Raw genomic sequence first — 15,387 nt, 5'->3', positions numbered from 1 at the left:
AATATGAAGTCGGAAAAAGATAAATTTATTTCTAGTCAACTGCCGGCATACCTGGATGGATTGTTATCTCCCAAGGAAAAGCAACAAGTGGAAGACCATCTTGCGGTAAGCGAATCATGCCGAAAAGAGCTGGAGGAGCTTAGGACGTTGTTCACCGCTTTTAATGAAGAGCAGCTGCAGGTACCCTCAGATAGATTAAGGGTTCAATTTGATCAGGCCTTGGAACAAGAAAAGCTTTCCCAATCCAAGGTGGTTCGGCTTGAAAACAATAAGGGCAACTGGGCATCCAACCTACTCAAAATAGCGGCCAGTGTGGCTTTGCTCATCGCCACTTTTCAAACAGGCAGGATCTTGGAAATGGAAAAATCCAATCAAGATGTGGCTGCCATTCTGGAAGAAAGTCTCCAAATAAAACAAACGGCCATGCTTTCCTTAATGGAAAACCAATCCGCCAGCAAACGGATTCAAGGGGTAAGTTATATCGAGGAATTCCCAAATCCGGATGAAGCCATAGTCCAGGCCTTGGCCAAGCGCTTGCTGCACGATGACAATGATATCGTACGACTCAACGCTTTTGAAGCACTCACCAACCTAGCTTCCTCCGAAATGGTTAAATCGGTATTTATTGAAGCATTGGGAAAAGAGAAAAATCCAAGTATTCAAATTGGTATTATACAGGCCCTGGTCAAAAATCAGGAAAAGAAAGCAGTGGCACCCATGCAAAGGTTGTTGGAACAGGAAGACACCCAACCCTTTGTCAAAAATGAAATCAAATTGGCATTGCCAAAAATTATATAATAACCCGTGCTGAGCACAGTCGAAGCATCAAAAAACGAAAAATCATGAGAAATTTATCAATTTTAGTAGTAGCATTTGTAACAAGTACCCTGGCCCAAGCACAGGCCGATTACACGAAGGCCTTAAGTGGGGTGGAATGGGTCAAAATTGAATCCAAATCAGACATTACCCTTAGAACCCAAACTGCCAACGAAATCAGAATCAAAGGTAGTGGAAGCACCAAGGTATCCGAAAAATCCAAAGGACTTCGGCTGGTTGGCGAAGGAGGTTCGGACAATACGGAGGTCGGATTTTATGTGGTTCAGGATGGAAATACCCTGATCGTAAAGAATTTGAGGAGATCTGAAGGAGCCATCATCTATCTTCCCAAAACCCAAAACGTTTCTGTGAAAAGTACTTGGAGCGGGGATATTGAAATTGACGGCTTTTCCGGGGAAGTGGAGGCCAATGCCCAATTGAATGGAAGTATTGAAATTTCCAACGTAAACGGGCCTGTAACTGCAAATGCCCTGAACGGTGGAATCACAGTGGACTTTGATACGGTAAAACAAGACACCCCCATTTCCATCTATACCACCAACGATGATGTGGATGTGACCCTTCCCGCCAACACCCCCGCAGATTTGCAACTTGGAACGGTCAATGGGGACATTTACACCAACTTTGAACTTGAACGGGAGGAGAAGAACGGATTAACATCCATTTCCGACCGAAAAGTAGGGGCTGCCATCAACAATGGCGGGGTCAAGATTTCCTTAAAATCCACCAATGGGAACATTTACCTAAGAAAGCAGTAGACAACTTCAAGTTTATTCATCTCAAAAAACAATACATCATGAAAAATTTAGCAGCAATGCTGGTGATGGGCCTCATAGGCCTATCGCTGAGCGCTCAAAAAGTGATAGAAAAAAACATCAATTATAACAACCAGGTAATTGATTTGGATGTGAAATTTGCTTCGGATATTGAGGTCAAAACATGGGACAAGTCCACCATTTATTTTAAGGCAAGCTTACGCACCAAAGGGGGTAAGTATTTGGATCTTTACAAACTCGACATTGACGAGGGTGAAGGATACATTGGTATCGAATCCAATGCAGAAGCAGTATTTAAGGCCTTTCATGACGAATGGGAGAAAACTCGTCCCGCTGGGGAGCACAGCTACTATCATACTAGCGATATGTATACTTTTAATTATGTTCTCTACGTGCCAAAAAATGCTGATTTTACGGTAAGCAGTATCAATGGACATCTTAACGCGGAGCTAATTGAAGGGGATTTTACCGCGGATTTGATCAACGGCAATATTGATATAGCCCAGTATAAGGGCAATATGGATTTAAAGACTATCAACGGGGAAATTGATTTGGTCATGCGAGATTCGCATCTTACGGCCGAAACTATTCATGGGTTGATCTATGCCGATGAAAAATTGGACTTAAAAGTCACCGACAGACATGTGGGCCAAAAGGTGGAAGGGAGTTTTGACAATGCCACCTATCGGTTAAAACTGAACACCATTAACGGGAACATGTATCTGCGGCTTTAGGTATGAAACCATTCTATTTTTTAGCGGTGACATTTTTCATTCTTTCGAGTTGTGTGAATGAAAAATCGTCCAATACTGATGCTTACACAAGGAAAAAGGATTCCCTGGCCCTGACTCAAATGATTGCTCTACGGGAGGAGGCCATGATTGCGAAAGATGTGACGTTGGCGATGCCTCAGTTTGCAGATGATGCCACCTGGATAAATTCCCAAGGTTACTTTTTTGAAGGAAAAAATGAACTGGAAAAGTTTCATTTGATGTTTGCCAAAAACGACTCTTTGGATTACTATTATGAAATTGGGGAGCCCAAAATCAGAATTTTGGATAACAACAGTGCGCTCGCCTACTATTCTTGGAAGATGTTTTGGTTCAAAAAAGAGCATCCAGCTGATACCACTTATATGGAAATTGGATTGATGACCCTAAGTGCGCAAAAAAAGAATGACCAATGGAAATGGGTGGCCGTTACCAATCAGCATACTCCTTGGTTTTATGGTAAAATAGAAGCGGTTCAGATTGATTGACCGCCTATAGCATGAACGAGATAAAGGAATAGAGCAAAAGAGCCCATCCAATGACCAATAGTAGACCTCCCAAGGGAGTAACGGGGCCCAAAAAGCGTAGTTTCTTTCCGCTTGCAGCGCTCAGGCACAGTCCGTAAATACTAAAGGAAAAAAGCAAGGTCCCAAAAACAAAACAATTGACGATATAGCTGTCCAGTGTATTGTCAAAACCAAGATTAAAGGCAAGGATCAAAAGCACAATGGCGTGATACATTTGATATTTGACCCCAGTCTCAAAACTGTGAAGTAGATCTGGGGTCAATTTCTTTTTTAAGGCATGGGCACCAAACGCTCCGAAGACAACAGCCAATAAACCATACAGTGCGCCCATGAGCTGGGCCAATAATATTGTTTCCATACGGAAAGTTACTAAAAAGTAATGCTGATCGCCTTATCCCCTGTAACCTTAAAACAGCAATCGCGATACGATGGCGGCCCAAAGGTTTTCATCTTGGCCCGTGAGAATGCCACTTTTTCCGTTGGAATTCCCAACCAATTTTTATCCAGCCTATCGTTGCCGTTCTCATCATGAAAAATAGCCAAGGCGTACTCCCCTTCAGGAATGTTTTCCAGTTTCAGATTCACTTTTCCCTTTTTGGCTTCCACGCTTCTGGCTTTTACAACTCCTTCAAATTTCAAAAAAGTAGTTTCCGAATTGTAAACCGCAATATTGACCTTGCCTTCTGCTGAGGGAATGTTGGAAACCTCTACGGAAATGGTATTCTGCGCAATCATGGCCATGGGAACCGTGGTTAAAAAAAGCCACAACAGTTTCTTGGAAGAGATTTGGGTCAAATGCATATGATCCGATCAATTTGGTTTATTGGATTGCTCTACTAGGCGCTGCAAATTTTCAAAAAAGTCTTGGGTCTGCAAACTGTCCTTAAAATTAATGAACATCCGAAGGCTATCGTGGTGTACTACTTTTATCTTGTGCTGTGCCAAATCATCTACAAAAAAATACACCTTGGATTGGGTGATGGAGTCCACAAAAACCCCTTTCTCCGCCACCATCCAGGAAAATCCGCTGGAACGTTCCAATTCCGGAACCTTTTCCACGATCTTAAGGCTGTCTATCTCATTTAGGGGGATTTTTTGGTAATAGATGCCGGACAGCATCTTTAGTTCGCCTTCTTCTATTTTATACCAGTTTTTGTAATGAGCCAAAAAGGCCAAAAAGCATAGGACAAGGGTAAGGACAATCAACACGTTCCACAGCCAATGCCTCTTCTTTTTACTCATTTTCTTTATCGGTTCTATACTTATCAAACCAAGCAACGGTATGGGCAATCTTGGTAATTAAATTACTCGGTTTGCTGGCAATGCCATGGCTTGCTCCCGGTATTTCCACCAGCACCGTCTCAATCTTTCTAAGCTTAAGGGCATGGTACAACTGCTTTGCCTCGCTTGGCGGAGTTCTCAAATCGTTCATCCCCACCATCACCATGGTTGGGGTCTCTATATTACCAACGAGCGAGATGGGTGAAAATTTCCAATACCCCTCAAAATTTTCCCAAGGTTGTCCAGGATATCTATGCTCTGCATAGTAAAAGTAATTATCGGCCACCAGAGTTTTGCTGATCCAGTTCATTACTGGTTTGGCCACCACGGCTGCTTCAAAACGATTGTTTTTCCCAATCATCCAGGCCGACATTATTCCGCCTGCACTGCCTCCCGTTACAAACAACTGATCTTCATGGGCTATGCCCATTCCAATACAATGATCAACCCCATCCATAACATCGTTGTAATCTTCTCCTGGATAGTTATTGTAGAGTAGGTTTCCAAATTCCTCCCCGTAACTGGTACTCCCCCTGGAGTTGGGATAAAACACGATATAGCCGGCGGAGGCATACAATTGCATCTCAGCGGAAAAGCGGTCTCCATAGTTTAAAATGGGGCCTCCATGGTTCTCCACCATAAAGGGATATTTTTTGGAAGCATCATAGTTGGGAGGGTATACTACCCAGCCTTGAATGTCCCGTCCGTCCACCGAGGATTTGTACCACACTTCTTCTACCCTACCCAATTCACGGTAGTTGAGCAAACTTTTGCTCAGACCTGTGATTTTGACGGGATTCTTTCCCTTTGGTTTGAGTACTGCCAACTCTGCGGGATAATTAGGCGTGGATTGGGTATAAACAATGGTCCCATTTTTCGAAACGCTATAAGAACCGCTGGGGTACGGTCGGCCCAAGGTGGTTCCGCCTACATTGCCCAAAATTTTAGAGGTATTGCCAGACAAGGAAACCAGCCCCACTTTTCCATTTCCTTTGTCATCATAGGCGATATACAATCCGTCTCCTTTGGAATTCCATTGAATGTCTGAAATGGATCGGTCCAACCCATCGGAAATGACCCTTTTGCCACTTCCATCCGTGTTCATGATGTGCACTTTTCTGATTTGGTAAGCCTGTACCTTGTCTTCAAAACCCAGATATGCTATTAGCTTTCCATCTGGAGAAACCTTTGGGTCATAATCCGGCCCATTTCTATCGGTGAGGGCCTCAATGTCCCCATTTTGAACATCCACAGCATAAATCTCACTGTTTCGAAAACGGTATTCCCAATCTTCTACCCGGTTGGCAGAAAAATAAATTTTACTTCCATTCTTGGCCCAAGAAAGTGTTCCCCGGTGATGCCAGTTCCCCGAAGTGATTTGCCTTGGCGCACCCCCGTCTGCAGGTATAGTGAAAATGTGGTTGAACCCTGGTTTGATATAACCTCTCCCATCGGCTTCATGATACACCCTATCTGTAATTCTTGGCTTCTCGGCCCATTTGGCACCTTTGGGTTTTTTGGGCATTTTGGCAATCACCGGCGGAGCTTCAGGTACATTCATGGAGAAAGCCAATTGCTTCCCATCTGGGGACCAAGTAAGGGAACTAGGGCTAAAGGGCAACTGCGATAATTTGGCCACTTTACCGGATGCCACCCAGTACATATAAATCTCTGAGCCCTCATCCGTACTGCTAGAAAACACAATCCGATCACCGGAGGGCGACCACTTTGGACTGCTTTCATTGACTTCATTGGAGGTCAGTTTTTGGTGTTGACTTCCGTCCGTGCGAATCAACCAAAGATTTCCCTTGGAGCCATCCTTCATGATATCATACCCCATTCTTCGGTAAACCACCCATTCACCATTAGGTGAAATCTGTGGATCCGATGCATACTGCAAATCAAAGACATCTAAATAGGAAAAATGTTGTTTTTGGGAGGTTGATAACTGTAAAGCCCCTAAGGTAAAAAGGAGCAAAAGAAATCGCTTCATATGATCAAAATTTGTAGCTTTAAAGGTAGCGAAAAGAAGTGGTCAAGCTGACCCCTATCCATAGTAAATTTTTAAATCCGGCGGCTCCCTCAACCAACCTCGCGGAGACCGTTGCCAATCATTTGGTTCGTTTTATGTTTTATCTGGTAATCACTACCTCCATTCAATCTTGTTACGAGGGTTTTTACTCCGCTGCCCTGGGCTTAAGCGTCCTGGTTGGCATATTTTATATTGTTACTTATGGGTATCGATTTGTAAAATCCCGAATTGAAAAAATTGCCGAGAACCAAGGTATTAGTTGTAAAGTGCTGCTGCAAAGAACCCAGACCATTTGGTATTCGCAACCTAAGCAAGTTTCCAAAAAACAACGGGTCTATTTAGAGCTTATGCTCTTTTTACATGTCTTCGGTCTCATTTTAATCGGGATTTTGTGGTTGGGATTAATGGTTGGACTGGCCATGTTCCTTCAAATCTTTTCATAACTTCACTACAAGTGACCATAACCTATTGCATTGCAATTAGAACTTTCCGTAATTCGTTGATTCCATTTTTCAAAAGCTTCATTTAGTGGAAATAAAAGTCTATAACTTCCTATATTTATGGGAAATAGCCAACTTCCCATGATTAAATTCTTCCGTAGGATTCGCCAAAAACTACTTTCAGAAAACAAGTTCTCCAAATATTTCGTTTATGCAATTGGCGAAATTGTTCTGGTTGTTATTGGAATATTGATTGCCCTGCAAATCAACAACTGGAATCAGGAACGATTGAACAGTGTAGAAGAGCAGAATTACTATAAAAACATAAAGCGGCAATTGAGTGAGGACAGAAGGGGTATAGAATCCAGCATGAGTTACAACAATTCATTTTTGGAGCAATATGGTTACGCTGTTGGAGTCATTGAAGCAAATGATAGAAGTGCTGTTGATTCCCTATCCAAGATTACTTTAAATCTGACCAAATCCTCTGATTTTCACAGGCAAAGCAACATCTATCAGTCCATGGTGAACAGTGGTCAAATAAAGTTGCTAAAGAACCAACAAATTATTGAACGACTTCAGCATTTGGAAGAAACCTATATTTATGCCAACAAGCTGGAGGAGACCCATTCAGAAGCTATAATGACCTTTGCCATTCCAATTATTGTAAGCTCCCTAAAAGTGTCCAATATGACGGTCGAAAAAGTGGAAAATCTTTATACCTATCAGTTCCAAAACTTATTCACAATGTTTTCGGGTTTGATGCTGGAAAAAAACGACATTTACCAAAGAGCTTTAGATAGAATTGCTATTTTAAACGAATTAATTGATGAAGAGTTGGGTATTGAAAACCAAGAGGTGAATGGCAACTAGTTCATAAAACAATAGTGAACAAACCGATAACCCTCAAACACATCTTCTTAAACCCTAATTGATGGATTTCACCAACAAAAAAGTATTGATTACCGGTGCCTCGCGTGGCATCGGTAAGGCTACGGCTATTGCCTTCGCCGAAAAAGGAGCAAAGGTAGGTCTCAATTTCCGCAGTAATACCGAGGAAGCTGAAAGAACCCTTTCCCAATTAAGCGGTTCAGGGCACCAATTGTTTCAACAGGATGTTTCGGAAAAAAATGGCCCTGAGCAGCTAATCCATAGATTTATAGCGCATTATGGTCAACTTGATGTTTTGGTGAACAATGCCGGAATTTCCATTTTTCATGATATAGAGGAGGTGGGTTTTGACCATTGGGCCAATGCCTGGGAAAGTATTTTTAAAACCAATCTTTTTGCGGTATCCAATCTTTGTTATTGGGGCGCCAAAGCGATGATGCAATCTGGTGGAGGGAAGATTGTAAATGTGTCGTCCAGAGGTGCGTTTCGAGGTGAGCCCACCAAACCCGCTTATGGTGCTAGTAAGGCTGCTTTGAATTCCATGAGTCAGTCCCTGGCAAAAAAATTGGCTAAACACCATATCCATGTGGGTGTAGTGGCTCCAGGATTTACCGAAACGGAAATGGCTGCTGAAACCCTGACTCCCGTGGAACGGGAAAATTTGTTGCGGGAATCGCCCTTTCAGCGCATGGCCCAACCCGAAGAAGTGGCCCACGCTATTTTGTTTTTGGCTTCGGAAAGGGCAGGCTATTCCTCTGGAGCCATCATTGATGTGAACGGGGCATCTTATTTGAGAAGTTGATATGAAAGCATCCACCATTGCCCAACTCAAAAAGGAGCTGCAGCATCGTTCCCCAGATGAGCTATTGAATTTATGTCTTCGTTTGGGCCGATTCAAAAAAGAGAACAAAGAACTGCTCACTTACCTACTTTTTGAGGCCGATCACGAGGAAGGGTATATTGAATCCGTCAAAGCCGAAGTGGATGCAATGTTCGAGGAGATCAATACCAATAGTTTTTACTACATCAAAAAAAGCGTGCGGAAAATTCTTCGCACCATCAAAAAGTATGTTCGGTACTCTGGGAACAAAGAAACCGAGGTGGAGCTGCTGTTGTACTTCTGTCAGAAACTAAAGCACTTCCGTCCATCCGTTAAAAGCAACATCGCCCTGCGCAATTTATATGATAGACAATTGGGCTATATTGAAAAGAAAATAAGTGCCCTTCACGAAGATTTGCAGTACGATTTTGGACAAATCTTGGAAGACCTAAGATAGAATCGGGCAACCAAAAGGCTCCTAAACACGTCTTTTATTCAATAACCATAATCAATCAAAAATGGGAGTCAACCAAAAAACGGCCCGCCTTGCAGGGCTACTGTATTTTTTAATTGCCATTACGGGCATTTTCAGTCTCATGTATGTTCCCTCGCAACTCATTGTTTGGGACAACCCGTCACAAACGGTTCAAAACCTTACCTCCTCCGAGTTTCTATTCCGATTGGAAATTTTATGCGAACTATTGTGCTATTTAATCTTTGTTTTTCTGCCTTTGGTGCTTTTTCAGTTGTTCAAGGAGGTCCATAAAAACATGGCAGTACTCATGGTTGTCTTGGTCCTTATAAGTGTCCCCATTTCCATGGGTAGTGTGGTGTACAAATTTGAGGTGCTGTCCCTTTTGGGCGATTCTGGATTTTTAAAGGTGTACAATTCAGCTCAAATTGAGACTCAGGTGATGCAGGCCTTTCAATCGTATTTTAAAGGCATTCTAATCTCACAAATTTTTTGGGGCCTTTGGCTGTTCCCCTTTGGTTATCTGGTCTTTAAGTCCGGTTTTCTTCCCAAAATTTTGGGCTTGTTTCTGATGGTGGGAAGTGTTGGCTATTTTTTGGATTTCATAGGTAGGGTGCTTTGCCCAGATTACAATTCCCTTTGGATTTCGGACTATATCACCATCCCCGCCAGTATTGGGGAATTGGGTACTTGTCTGTGGCTTTTGATCATGGGAATCAAAACTCCTGTTGTCAAAGAGTAATTAGTTTTTACCTTAGCCATCTATCCTGGGCTATCGCGATTGTACTGCCCAAAATGCGCAATGAGTAAAATGATAAAGCAATAGGACTATGTTTGATGATGACGATGAAAATCATAGAGAGTCATACGAATCGATAAGAAAAATGCCTGTTTATCAAAAAGGCATGGAGATTCTTCAGCTTGCCAACAAAATTGCCGAATTAGTCTCGGATGAGGAGTATGACAAATTGCCCGAAGCAGAAAGAAGCGCACTTCAACACCATGCACAGTACCTTAGAAGCAATGCAATGTTGATCAACCCAAAAATTGCCGGTGCCGTCGGGGCAGACTTATATGATCTCAAGATGGAAAACGCTGCCATTATCAGAAAAGCGGCACGGGAAATTTTTACAGACAGTACCGGGCTAAAAATGTACGGTTTTAAGCACTTGGAATATTTGGAGCTGCTTCGAAATGAGGTAGATCAATTTCGTATCCTATTTGCAGAATGGGTCAAGACCTTTGATCCTTGGAACCATATTATTGACAGGTGGGGTCTATTTAATCCACCTGGTGTCAACTATGATGACAAAGATCCGGATGATGACATTCCCTTTAACCCCGAGGATTTTTTTAATGACTGACTTTTAACCCAACCCTACATCCAAGGTCATCATTATGATAAATCCACCGATAAAACCCAATGTGGCGATATCTGTGTATTTGTCCCTCTGCGTTTCCGGAATCACCTCTTCCACCACCACAAAGATCATGGCTCCTGCTGCAAAAGAGAGGGCATAGGGCAAAATGGGCTCAAAAGTAAGAACGGCCCAAGCTCCCAATACTGCGGCTATGGGCTCCACAATGGCAGATGCCTGCCCATAGACCCAACTTTTCCATCGGCTAAGTCCCTGTCTGCGCAAAGGCATGGCCACTGCAAATCCTTCTGGAAAATTCTGAAGTCCAATTCCCATGGCCAAGGCAACCGCTCCCCCAATGGTAGCTCCATCAAAGCCGGCCGCAACACCGCCAAACAGTACCCCTACCGCGAGACCTTCAGGAATATTGTGCAAGGTAATGGCAAGAGTCAATAAAGTGGTTCTATGCCATGGTGTTTTTACTCCCTCAGCCTCACTTTCCTTAAAATTGATATGCAAATGAGGCAATACCTTGTCCAGCCCAAATATAAAAGCGGCTCCCAATAAAAACCCGACTGCTGCCGGAATCACTTTTACAAATCCTTCGCCTTCGCTCATTTCAATTCCTGGTGCCAACAAGCTCCAAAAACTGGCCGCCACCATTACTCCTCCTGTAAAGCCCAGCATGCCGTCCAAAACGGCGCGGTTCATTCCCTTGAACAAAAAGACCAAGGCCGCCCCGGCAGCCGTCAATCCCCAGGTAAAAACGGTAGCATAAAAAGCTGCCAATATGGGGTCTATGCTTTCAAAATATTGGATTACTTCTTCCATTAATCGTTCAGTTTTACGTAAAGATTAGATGCTATTTGATGGGAAATATGAAGTTCCTTGCCATCCATTTTTATATGCAAGGACTGATCAAACTCCTCCTTTTCCAAGATTCGGATGGTGTTCCCCAAAGCGATGTTGTTCTTGTCCAAAAATTTCAAAAAAGTGGGCGAAGTGTCCTTAACACCAACACAAACCCCTTCGGTGTCTTCTGGAACATCGCTCAACAATTGCTTATCACGAATCATAAACTTTCCGTCCTTGCTGGGAATGGGATCACCATGAGGGTCGTACTTTGGAAAATCCAACAGTTCGTCAATCTTGTCAATCAGCTTTTCGCTTTTGATATGCTCCAACTGTTCGGCCACTTCGTGGACCTCATCCCAGGTAAAATCAAGCTTTTTAACCAAGAAAACTTCCCACAAACGGTGTTTTCTAATAATGGAAAGTGCTGTTTTGATTCCAAACTCCGTCAAGGAGACACCCTGGTACTTTTTGTAATGCACTAATCCTTTTTCCGCCAATTTCTTGGCCATATCGGTAACCGAAGAAGGTTTGGTTTCCATCTGCTCCGCAATGGCATTGGTGGCAATCGGCACGGAATCACTTCCTCCCAAATGGAAGATGGTCTTGATGTAATTTTCCTCTGATCGGGTCATTTTCTTTTTGATGTCACCTCGAACTGTCATCCTGAGCTTGTCGAAGGAGCAGTCGAGAGGTTCTTACCATGCATAGCCCTCAATTGCGCTCGGACTGACCATGAATTCAAAATTTTTCCAAAAATACATTTTTATTTATAAAAACAAATTTTTAGATTTGTCTAAATTTAATTTTACCCAAATTGAAAAACAAACGCAACTATCTAGCTTTCTTTATTGTAAGTATCTTAGTCTTTACAAACGGTTTGGCCCAAGGAATCCTAATGGGCTCCCTATCCGAAAATGGTCAGCCTATTGCCTATGCCAACGTCCTATTAAAGGGCACCCAAATGGGTACGGCTACAGATGCTGACGGGCATTATGAGCTTGCCAATATTGAGCCTGGACAATACACACTGATAGCATCTTCCATAGGTTACATCACCTATAGGACTTCCATTTTGATAGGTAAAGGAGAGGTGAAAACCTTGGATATTGAGCTAGAGGCTTCGGCCGAAAGTCTGGAGGAAACTGTGGTTACCGGAACCTTAAAACCTGTAAGCCGATTGGAAAGCGCGGTACCTGTGGAGGTGTATACCCCAACATTCCTTAAAAAGAACCCAACTCCCAATATTTTTGAAGCCCTTCAAAATGTGAACGGGGTACGTCCGCAAATCAATTGCAATGTTTGCAACACGGGGGATATCCATATCAACGGCCTGGAAGGTCCATATACTTTAGTGTTGATTGATGGTATGCCCATCGTCAGCGGACTAGGAACCGTGTACGGGTTATCCGGAATTCCCAACTCCTTGATAGAACAAATTGAAATTGTAAAAGGCCCGGCTTCTACCCTATATGGTAGTGAAGCAGTAGGTGGGTTGATCAATGTTATTACCAAACATGCGCCCAATGCCCCGGAATTTTTTGCGGATGCTTACGTAACAGGTTGGGGCGAATACAACTTGGATGTGGGCTCCAAAATTGAAGTGGGCCAAAACACCGACCTCCTCCTTGGGGTCAACTATTTTAACTTTGACGAGGTTGTGGACAACAATGGGGACAATTTTACCGACCTCACGCTACAAGACCGAATCTCGATATTCCAGAAATGGAATTTTAAGCGTAAGGATTCCAAACTGTTGTCCTTGGCTGGCCGATTCTTTTACGAAGACCGATGGGGTGGTGAACTCCAATGGACTCCAGAATTCAGGGGTGGTGATGAAATTTACGGGGAAAGCATCTATACCCGAAGATGGGAGGTTTTGGGTAAATATCAATTGCCCATTGATGAAAAAGTGATGTTGTCGGTATCCTATAACGACCATAACCAGAATTCGGTTTATGGTGATACCCCCTATTTGGCCGATCAGCGCATTGGCTTTGGACAGTTGACCTGGGATAAAACCGCGGGAAAACATGACCTGTTGTTTGGAAGTGCAATCCGTTACAATTACTACGATGACAACACCCCCGCAACACAAAACAGGGACGAAGTTTGGATTCCCAGTGTATTTGTACAGGATGAGTTTAAGTTTGCGGAGAAGCATTCCTTTTTAGGTGGATTGCGGTACGACTATGATCAACGCCATGGCAACATCTTTACCCCTAGGGCGGCTTACAAATGGAAAATCTCGGACAATGATATTTTTAGGGTCAATGCAGGTACTGGATTTAGGGTGGTGAACCTGTTTACGGAAGACCATGCGGCCCTAACAGGATCTAGGGATGTGATCATTGCAGAAGAACTTAAACCCGAACGTTCCGTCAATGTTAACCTTAACTATCTGAAGAAAATTTATAGCGATAATGGTACGTTTATTGGCATTGATGCCTCTGCGTTCTACACCCATTTCTCCAACATCATTTTGCCCGATTACGAAACCAATCCCAACCAGATTATCTACGATAACCTGGATGGAAAATCCGTTTCGCAAGGGGTAAGTGCCAATGTGGATTTGGTTTTGCCTAACGGCCTTAAATTTTTGGTGGGCGCCACCTGGCAAGATGTTAGCAATACCGAAAACGGGGTAACCCAACGCCAGATTCTCACCGAGAGTTTTACAGGTACCTGGAATGTCTCCTACACTTTTAGAAATTTGGATTTGACCGTAGATTATACGGGTAATTTATATGGCCCCATGCGATTGCCCTTATTGGGCGATTTGGATCCAAGGTCACCTGAATCTCCTACTTGGAGCATTCAAAACATTCAGTTTACCTATAAAGGTTTGGATAAGTTTGAATTCTACGGTGGAGTCAAAAACCTATTGGATTGGACACCCAACCGTGGTAATCCCTTTATCATTGCCCGAGCAGATGACCCTTTTGACAGAAACGTACAGTTTGACCCGCAAGGGAATGTAGTGGCCACTGCGGACAATCCTTTTGCCCTTACTTTTGACCCCAGTTATGTGTATGGCCCCAACCAGGGGATTCGTGGGTTCTTTGGGTTTCGGTATACAGTTTTTTAGACTTGTTTATTCCTCGCAACAAATGAGGGCCAACTCTCCTAGGAAGGATATGGTTCTGAATTCACTAACTTTGGGGTATGGATTCTACCCGAGAACTGAAAACCAAATTATCAAGCCTCAAGTTGCAACTAAAAAAGCACTACCCCATTGCATCCATGGCAATCTTTGGGTCCTATGCCAGAAACGAACAGACAACAAACAGTGATGTTGATATTTTAGTCGAGCTCGATGGAAGAATTGGAATCAAGTTTATTGATTTGGCCAATGAATTGGAGAAAGCATTGGGATTAAAAGTGGATCTTGTTTCCAAAAAAGGCATTAAGGACAGATATTTTAAAGCAATCCAATCTGATCTGATCTATGTCTAAAAGAGATGGCTCTTTATTGGTTACAGACATGTTGGAGTCTGCCGAAAAAATCATCTCCTATACCAAGGGCCTATCTTTTGATGAATTTGAAGCTGATGACAAAACTGTTGACGCAGTCATTAGAAACTTTGAAATCATCGGGGAAGCCGCGAACAGGCTTGAAGAAAAGTTTAAGTCTGACAATCCCGAAATTGAATGGAATCAATTAAGAGGGTTTAGAAATAGAATAGTTCACGAATATTTTGGCATTGACCTTGAAATTGTTTGGCAAATCATTGAAGATGACCTCGGTAACTTAATCATGCGTTTGAAGGAAAAACTTGCTTAAAGTCTTTTCATAAAAATTAAGTCTTAAATCCTTCCTTGATTTTCAATTTTAACATAATTAATGCCTTGTTGTTCACTATGCCGAACACGACTAAAAAAATTCCAACTTATATTCGTTTCAACGAATATTTATAATTGAAATCTTCCAGAAAACTTAAGATCCACACCAAATTCCGTCGCCGTACTTGGGATCATACCACCGTTCCCGAAATCCGTTTGGAAGGGAAGTGGTTGGAGGAACTCGGTTTTGAGCAGGGCAAGACCGTTAAGGTCATTCAGGAGAACAGGGTATTGGTTGTTATTTTGGAAGATTAATTGTGCGGCTTTGCGCGATGCTATCCCAGGCCCATAGAAGTTTCATAAAAATTCGTCTATTCGAGTGATTTTGTTGGCTGAGCGAAGTCGAAGTCAAAAAAATCTTGTTCTCGATACTTTTTCCCTTGATTTCGACTGCGTTCAATCTGCAGGAAAAAACTCGAACTGACGGTTTTTTGGTTTAGGATGAAAAAACTAGGTATCACAATTTGTGATACCTTAAACTCGAAACT

Annotated in this window: 20 protein-coding genes; 14 read left to right on the top strand and 6 right to left on the bottom strand. The window is 42.8% G+C overall.

Annotation, left to right across the window (positions count from 1 at the left end):
• Positions 1 to 3: 3 nt before the first annotated feature.
• The 4 genes from ACO6S0_RS18825 to ACO6S0_RS18810 are packed head-to-tail and all read left to right on the top strand — an operon-like array spanning position 4 to position 2,871.
• Positions 4 to 798: a HEAT repeat domain-containing protein gene (locus tag ACO6S0_RS18825; protein WP_422349822.1), complete on the top strand. Its 795-nt coding sequence runs from the start codon at positions 4 to 6 to the stop codon at positions 796 to 798.
• 44 nt (positions 799 to 842) lie between these two features.
• Positions 843 to 1,595 carry a DUF4097 family beta strand repeat-containing protein gene (locus ACO6S0_RS18820; protein WP_422349821.1) on the top strand — a complete coding sequence of 251 codons (753 nt, stop codon included), beginning with the start codon at positions 843 to 845 and terminating at the stop codon, positions 1,593 to 1,595.
• A gap of 38 nt (positions 1,596 to 1,633) precedes the next feature.
• Positions 1,634 to 2,347: a hypothetical protein gene (locus ACO6S0_RS18815; RefSeq protein WP_422349820.1), complete on the top strand. Its 714-nt coding sequence runs from the start codon at positions 1,634 to 1,636 to the stop codon at positions 2,345 to 2,347.
• A gap of 2 nt (positions 2,348 to 2,349) precedes the next feature.
• Positions 2,350 to 2,871: a nuclear transport factor 2 family protein gene (locus ACO6S0_RS18810; protein ID WP_422349819.1), complete on the top strand. Its 522-nt coding sequence runs from the start codon at positions 2,350 to 2,352 to the stop codon at positions 2,869 to 2,871.
• Positions 2,872 to 2,875: 4 nt separating this feature from the next.
• Here ACO6S0_RS18810 and ACO6S0_RS18805 read toward each other — a convergent pair whose 3' ends face one another.
• Genes ACO6S0_RS18805 through ACO6S0_RS18790 form a run of 4 tightly spaced genes read right to left on the bottom strand, consistent with a single transcriptional unit; the run spans position 2,876 to position 6,184 of the window.
• Positions 2,876 to 3,268: a DUF423 domain-containing protein gene (locus tag ACO6S0_RS18805; RefSeq protein WP_422349818.1), complete on the bottom strand. Its 393-nt coding sequence runs from the start codon at positions 3,266 to 3,268 to the stop codon at positions 2,876 to 2,878.
• A gap of 11 nt (positions 3,269 to 3,279) precedes the next feature.
• Positions 3,280 to 3,711 carry a DUF2141 domain-containing protein gene (locus tag ACO6S0_RS18800; RefSeq protein WP_422349817.1) on the bottom strand — a complete coding sequence of 144 codons (432 nt, stop codon included), beginning with the start codon at positions 3,709 to 3,711 and terminating at the stop codon, positions 3,280 to 3,282.
• 9 nt (positions 3,712 to 3,720) lie between these two features.
• Positions 3,721 to 4,152 carry a hypothetical protein gene (locus tag ACO6S0_RS18795; protein ID WP_422349816.1) on the bottom strand — a complete coding sequence of 144 codons (432 nt, stop codon included), beginning with the start codon at positions 4,150 to 4,152 and terminating at the stop codon, positions 3,721 to 3,723.
• The gene (locus ACO6S0_RS18790) at positions 4,145 to 6,184 is read right to left on the bottom strand and encodes a S9 family peptidase (RefSeq protein ID WP_422349815.1); all 2,040 of its coding nucleotides are present in this window, start codon (positions 6,182 to 6,184) and stop codon (positions 4,145 to 4,147) included. Before ACO6S0_RS18790 ends, ACO6S0_RS18795 begins: the two co-directional genes overlap by 8 nt.
• 134 nt (positions 6,185 to 6,318) lie before the next feature.
• Here ACO6S0_RS18790 and ACO6S0_RS18785 point away from each other — a divergent pair, with 134 nt between their 5' ends.
• The 6 genes from ACO6S0_RS18785 to ACO6S0_RS18760 all read left to right on the top strand — a co-directional run bounded on the left by ACO6S0_RS18785 (position 6,319) and on the right by ACO6S0_RS18760 (position 10,210).
• Positions 6,319 to 6,666 carry a hypothetical protein gene (locus ACO6S0_RS18785; RefSeq protein WP_422349814.1) on the top strand — a complete coding sequence of 116 codons (348 nt, stop codon included), beginning with the start codon at positions 6,319 to 6,321 and terminating at the stop codon, positions 6,664 to 6,666.
• A gap of 138 nt (positions 6,667 to 6,804) precedes the next feature.
• Positions 6,805 to 7,536: a DUF6090 family protein gene (locus ACO6S0_RS18780; RefSeq protein ID WP_422349813.1), complete on the top strand. Its 732-nt coding sequence runs from the start codon at positions 6,805 to 6,807 to the stop codon at positions 7,534 to 7,536.
• 61 nt (positions 7,537 to 7,597) lie between these two features.
• Positions 7,598 to 8,356 (top strand): SDR family NAD(P)-dependent oxidoreductase, encoded by a 759-nt coding sequence (locus ACO6S0_RS18775; protein ID WP_422349812.1) that lies wholly within the window; start codon positions 7,598 to 7,600, stop codon positions 8,354 to 8,356.
• 1 nt (position 8,357) lies between these two features.
• Positions 8,358 to 8,831 carry a hypothetical protein gene (locus ACO6S0_RS18770; RefSeq protein ID WP_422349811.1) on the top strand — a complete coding sequence of 158 codons (474 nt, stop codon included), beginning with the start codon at positions 8,358 to 8,360 and terminating at the stop codon, positions 8,829 to 8,831.
• Positions 8,832 to 8,892: 61 nt separating this feature from the next.
• Positions 8,893 to 9,588: a DUF4386 domain-containing protein gene (locus ACO6S0_RS18765; protein ID WP_422349810.1), complete on the top strand. Its 696-nt coding sequence runs from the start codon at positions 8,893 to 8,895 to the stop codon at positions 9,586 to 9,588.
• Between the two features lie 88 nt (positions 9,589 to 9,676).
• Entirely contained in the window at positions 9,677 to 10,210 is a 534-nt protein-coding gene (locus ACO6S0_RS18760; RefSeq protein ID WP_422349809.1) for a hypothetical protein, read from the top strand.
• A 3-nt stretch (positions 10,211 to 10,213) separates the two neighbouring features.
• Here the strand turns inward: ACO6S0_RS18760 and ACO6S0_RS18755 are convergent, their stop codons facing one another.
• Complete coding sequence (locus tag ACO6S0_RS18755) at positions 10,214 to 11,035, bottom strand: ZIP family metal transporter (RefSeq protein ID WP_422349808.1); 822 nt, start codon at positions 11,033 to 11,035, stop codon at positions 10,214 to 10,216.
• Positions 11,035 to 11,691: a metal-dependent transcriptional regulator gene (locus tag ACO6S0_RS18750; RefSeq protein ID WP_422351850.1), complete on the bottom strand. Its 657-nt coding sequence runs from the start codon at positions 11,689 to 11,691 to the stop codon at positions 11,035 to 11,037. The genes ACO6S0_RS18755 and ACO6S0_RS18750 overlap by 1 nt, the downstream gene beginning before the upstream one ends.
• Before the next feature lie 263 nt (positions 11,692 to 11,954).
• Between ACO6S0_RS18750 and ACO6S0_RS18745 the strand changes: the two genes are divergently transcribed.
• From ACO6S0_RS18745 to ACO6S0_RS18730, 4 genes are all read left to right on the top strand, one after another.
• The gene (locus ACO6S0_RS18745) at positions 11,955 to 14,144 is read left to right on the top strand and encodes a TonB-dependent receptor (RefSeq protein WP_422351849.1); all 2,190 of its coding nucleotides are present in this window, start codon (positions 11,955 to 11,957) and stop codon (positions 14,142 to 14,144) included.
• A 77-nt stretch (positions 14,145 to 14,221) separates the two neighbouring features.
• Complete coding sequence (locus ACO6S0_RS18740; RefSeq protein WP_422349807.1) at positions 14,222 to 14,512, top strand: nucleotidyltransferase family protein; 291 nt, start codon at positions 14,222 to 14,224, stop codon at positions 14,510 to 14,512.
• Positions 14,505 to 14,840 (top strand): DUF86 domain-containing protein, encoded by a 336-nt coding sequence (locus tag ACO6S0_RS18735; RefSeq protein WP_422349806.1) that lies wholly within the window; start codon positions 14,505 to 14,507, stop codon positions 14,838 to 14,840. Before ACO6S0_RS18740 ends, ACO6S0_RS18735 begins: the two co-directional genes overlap by 8 nt.
• A gap of 134 nt (positions 14,841 to 14,974) precedes the next feature.
• Positions 14,975 to 15,154 (top strand): SymE family type I addiction module toxin, encoded by a 180-nt coding sequence (locus tag ACO6S0_RS18730; protein WP_422349805.1) that lies wholly within the window; start codon positions 14,975 to 14,977, stop codon positions 15,152 to 15,154.
• Positions 15,155 to 15,387: the final 233 nt, after the last annotated feature.

The sequence above is a fragment of the Flagellimonas sp. genome (genome assembly GCF_965233845.1).
Taxonomy (GTDB): domain Bacteria; phylum Bacteroidota; class Bacteroidia; order Flavobacteriales; family Flavobacteriaceae; genus Flagellimonas.
Note: the sequence above shows the minus strand (reverse complement) of the source record. Positions and strands in the feature narration are given on the sequence as shown.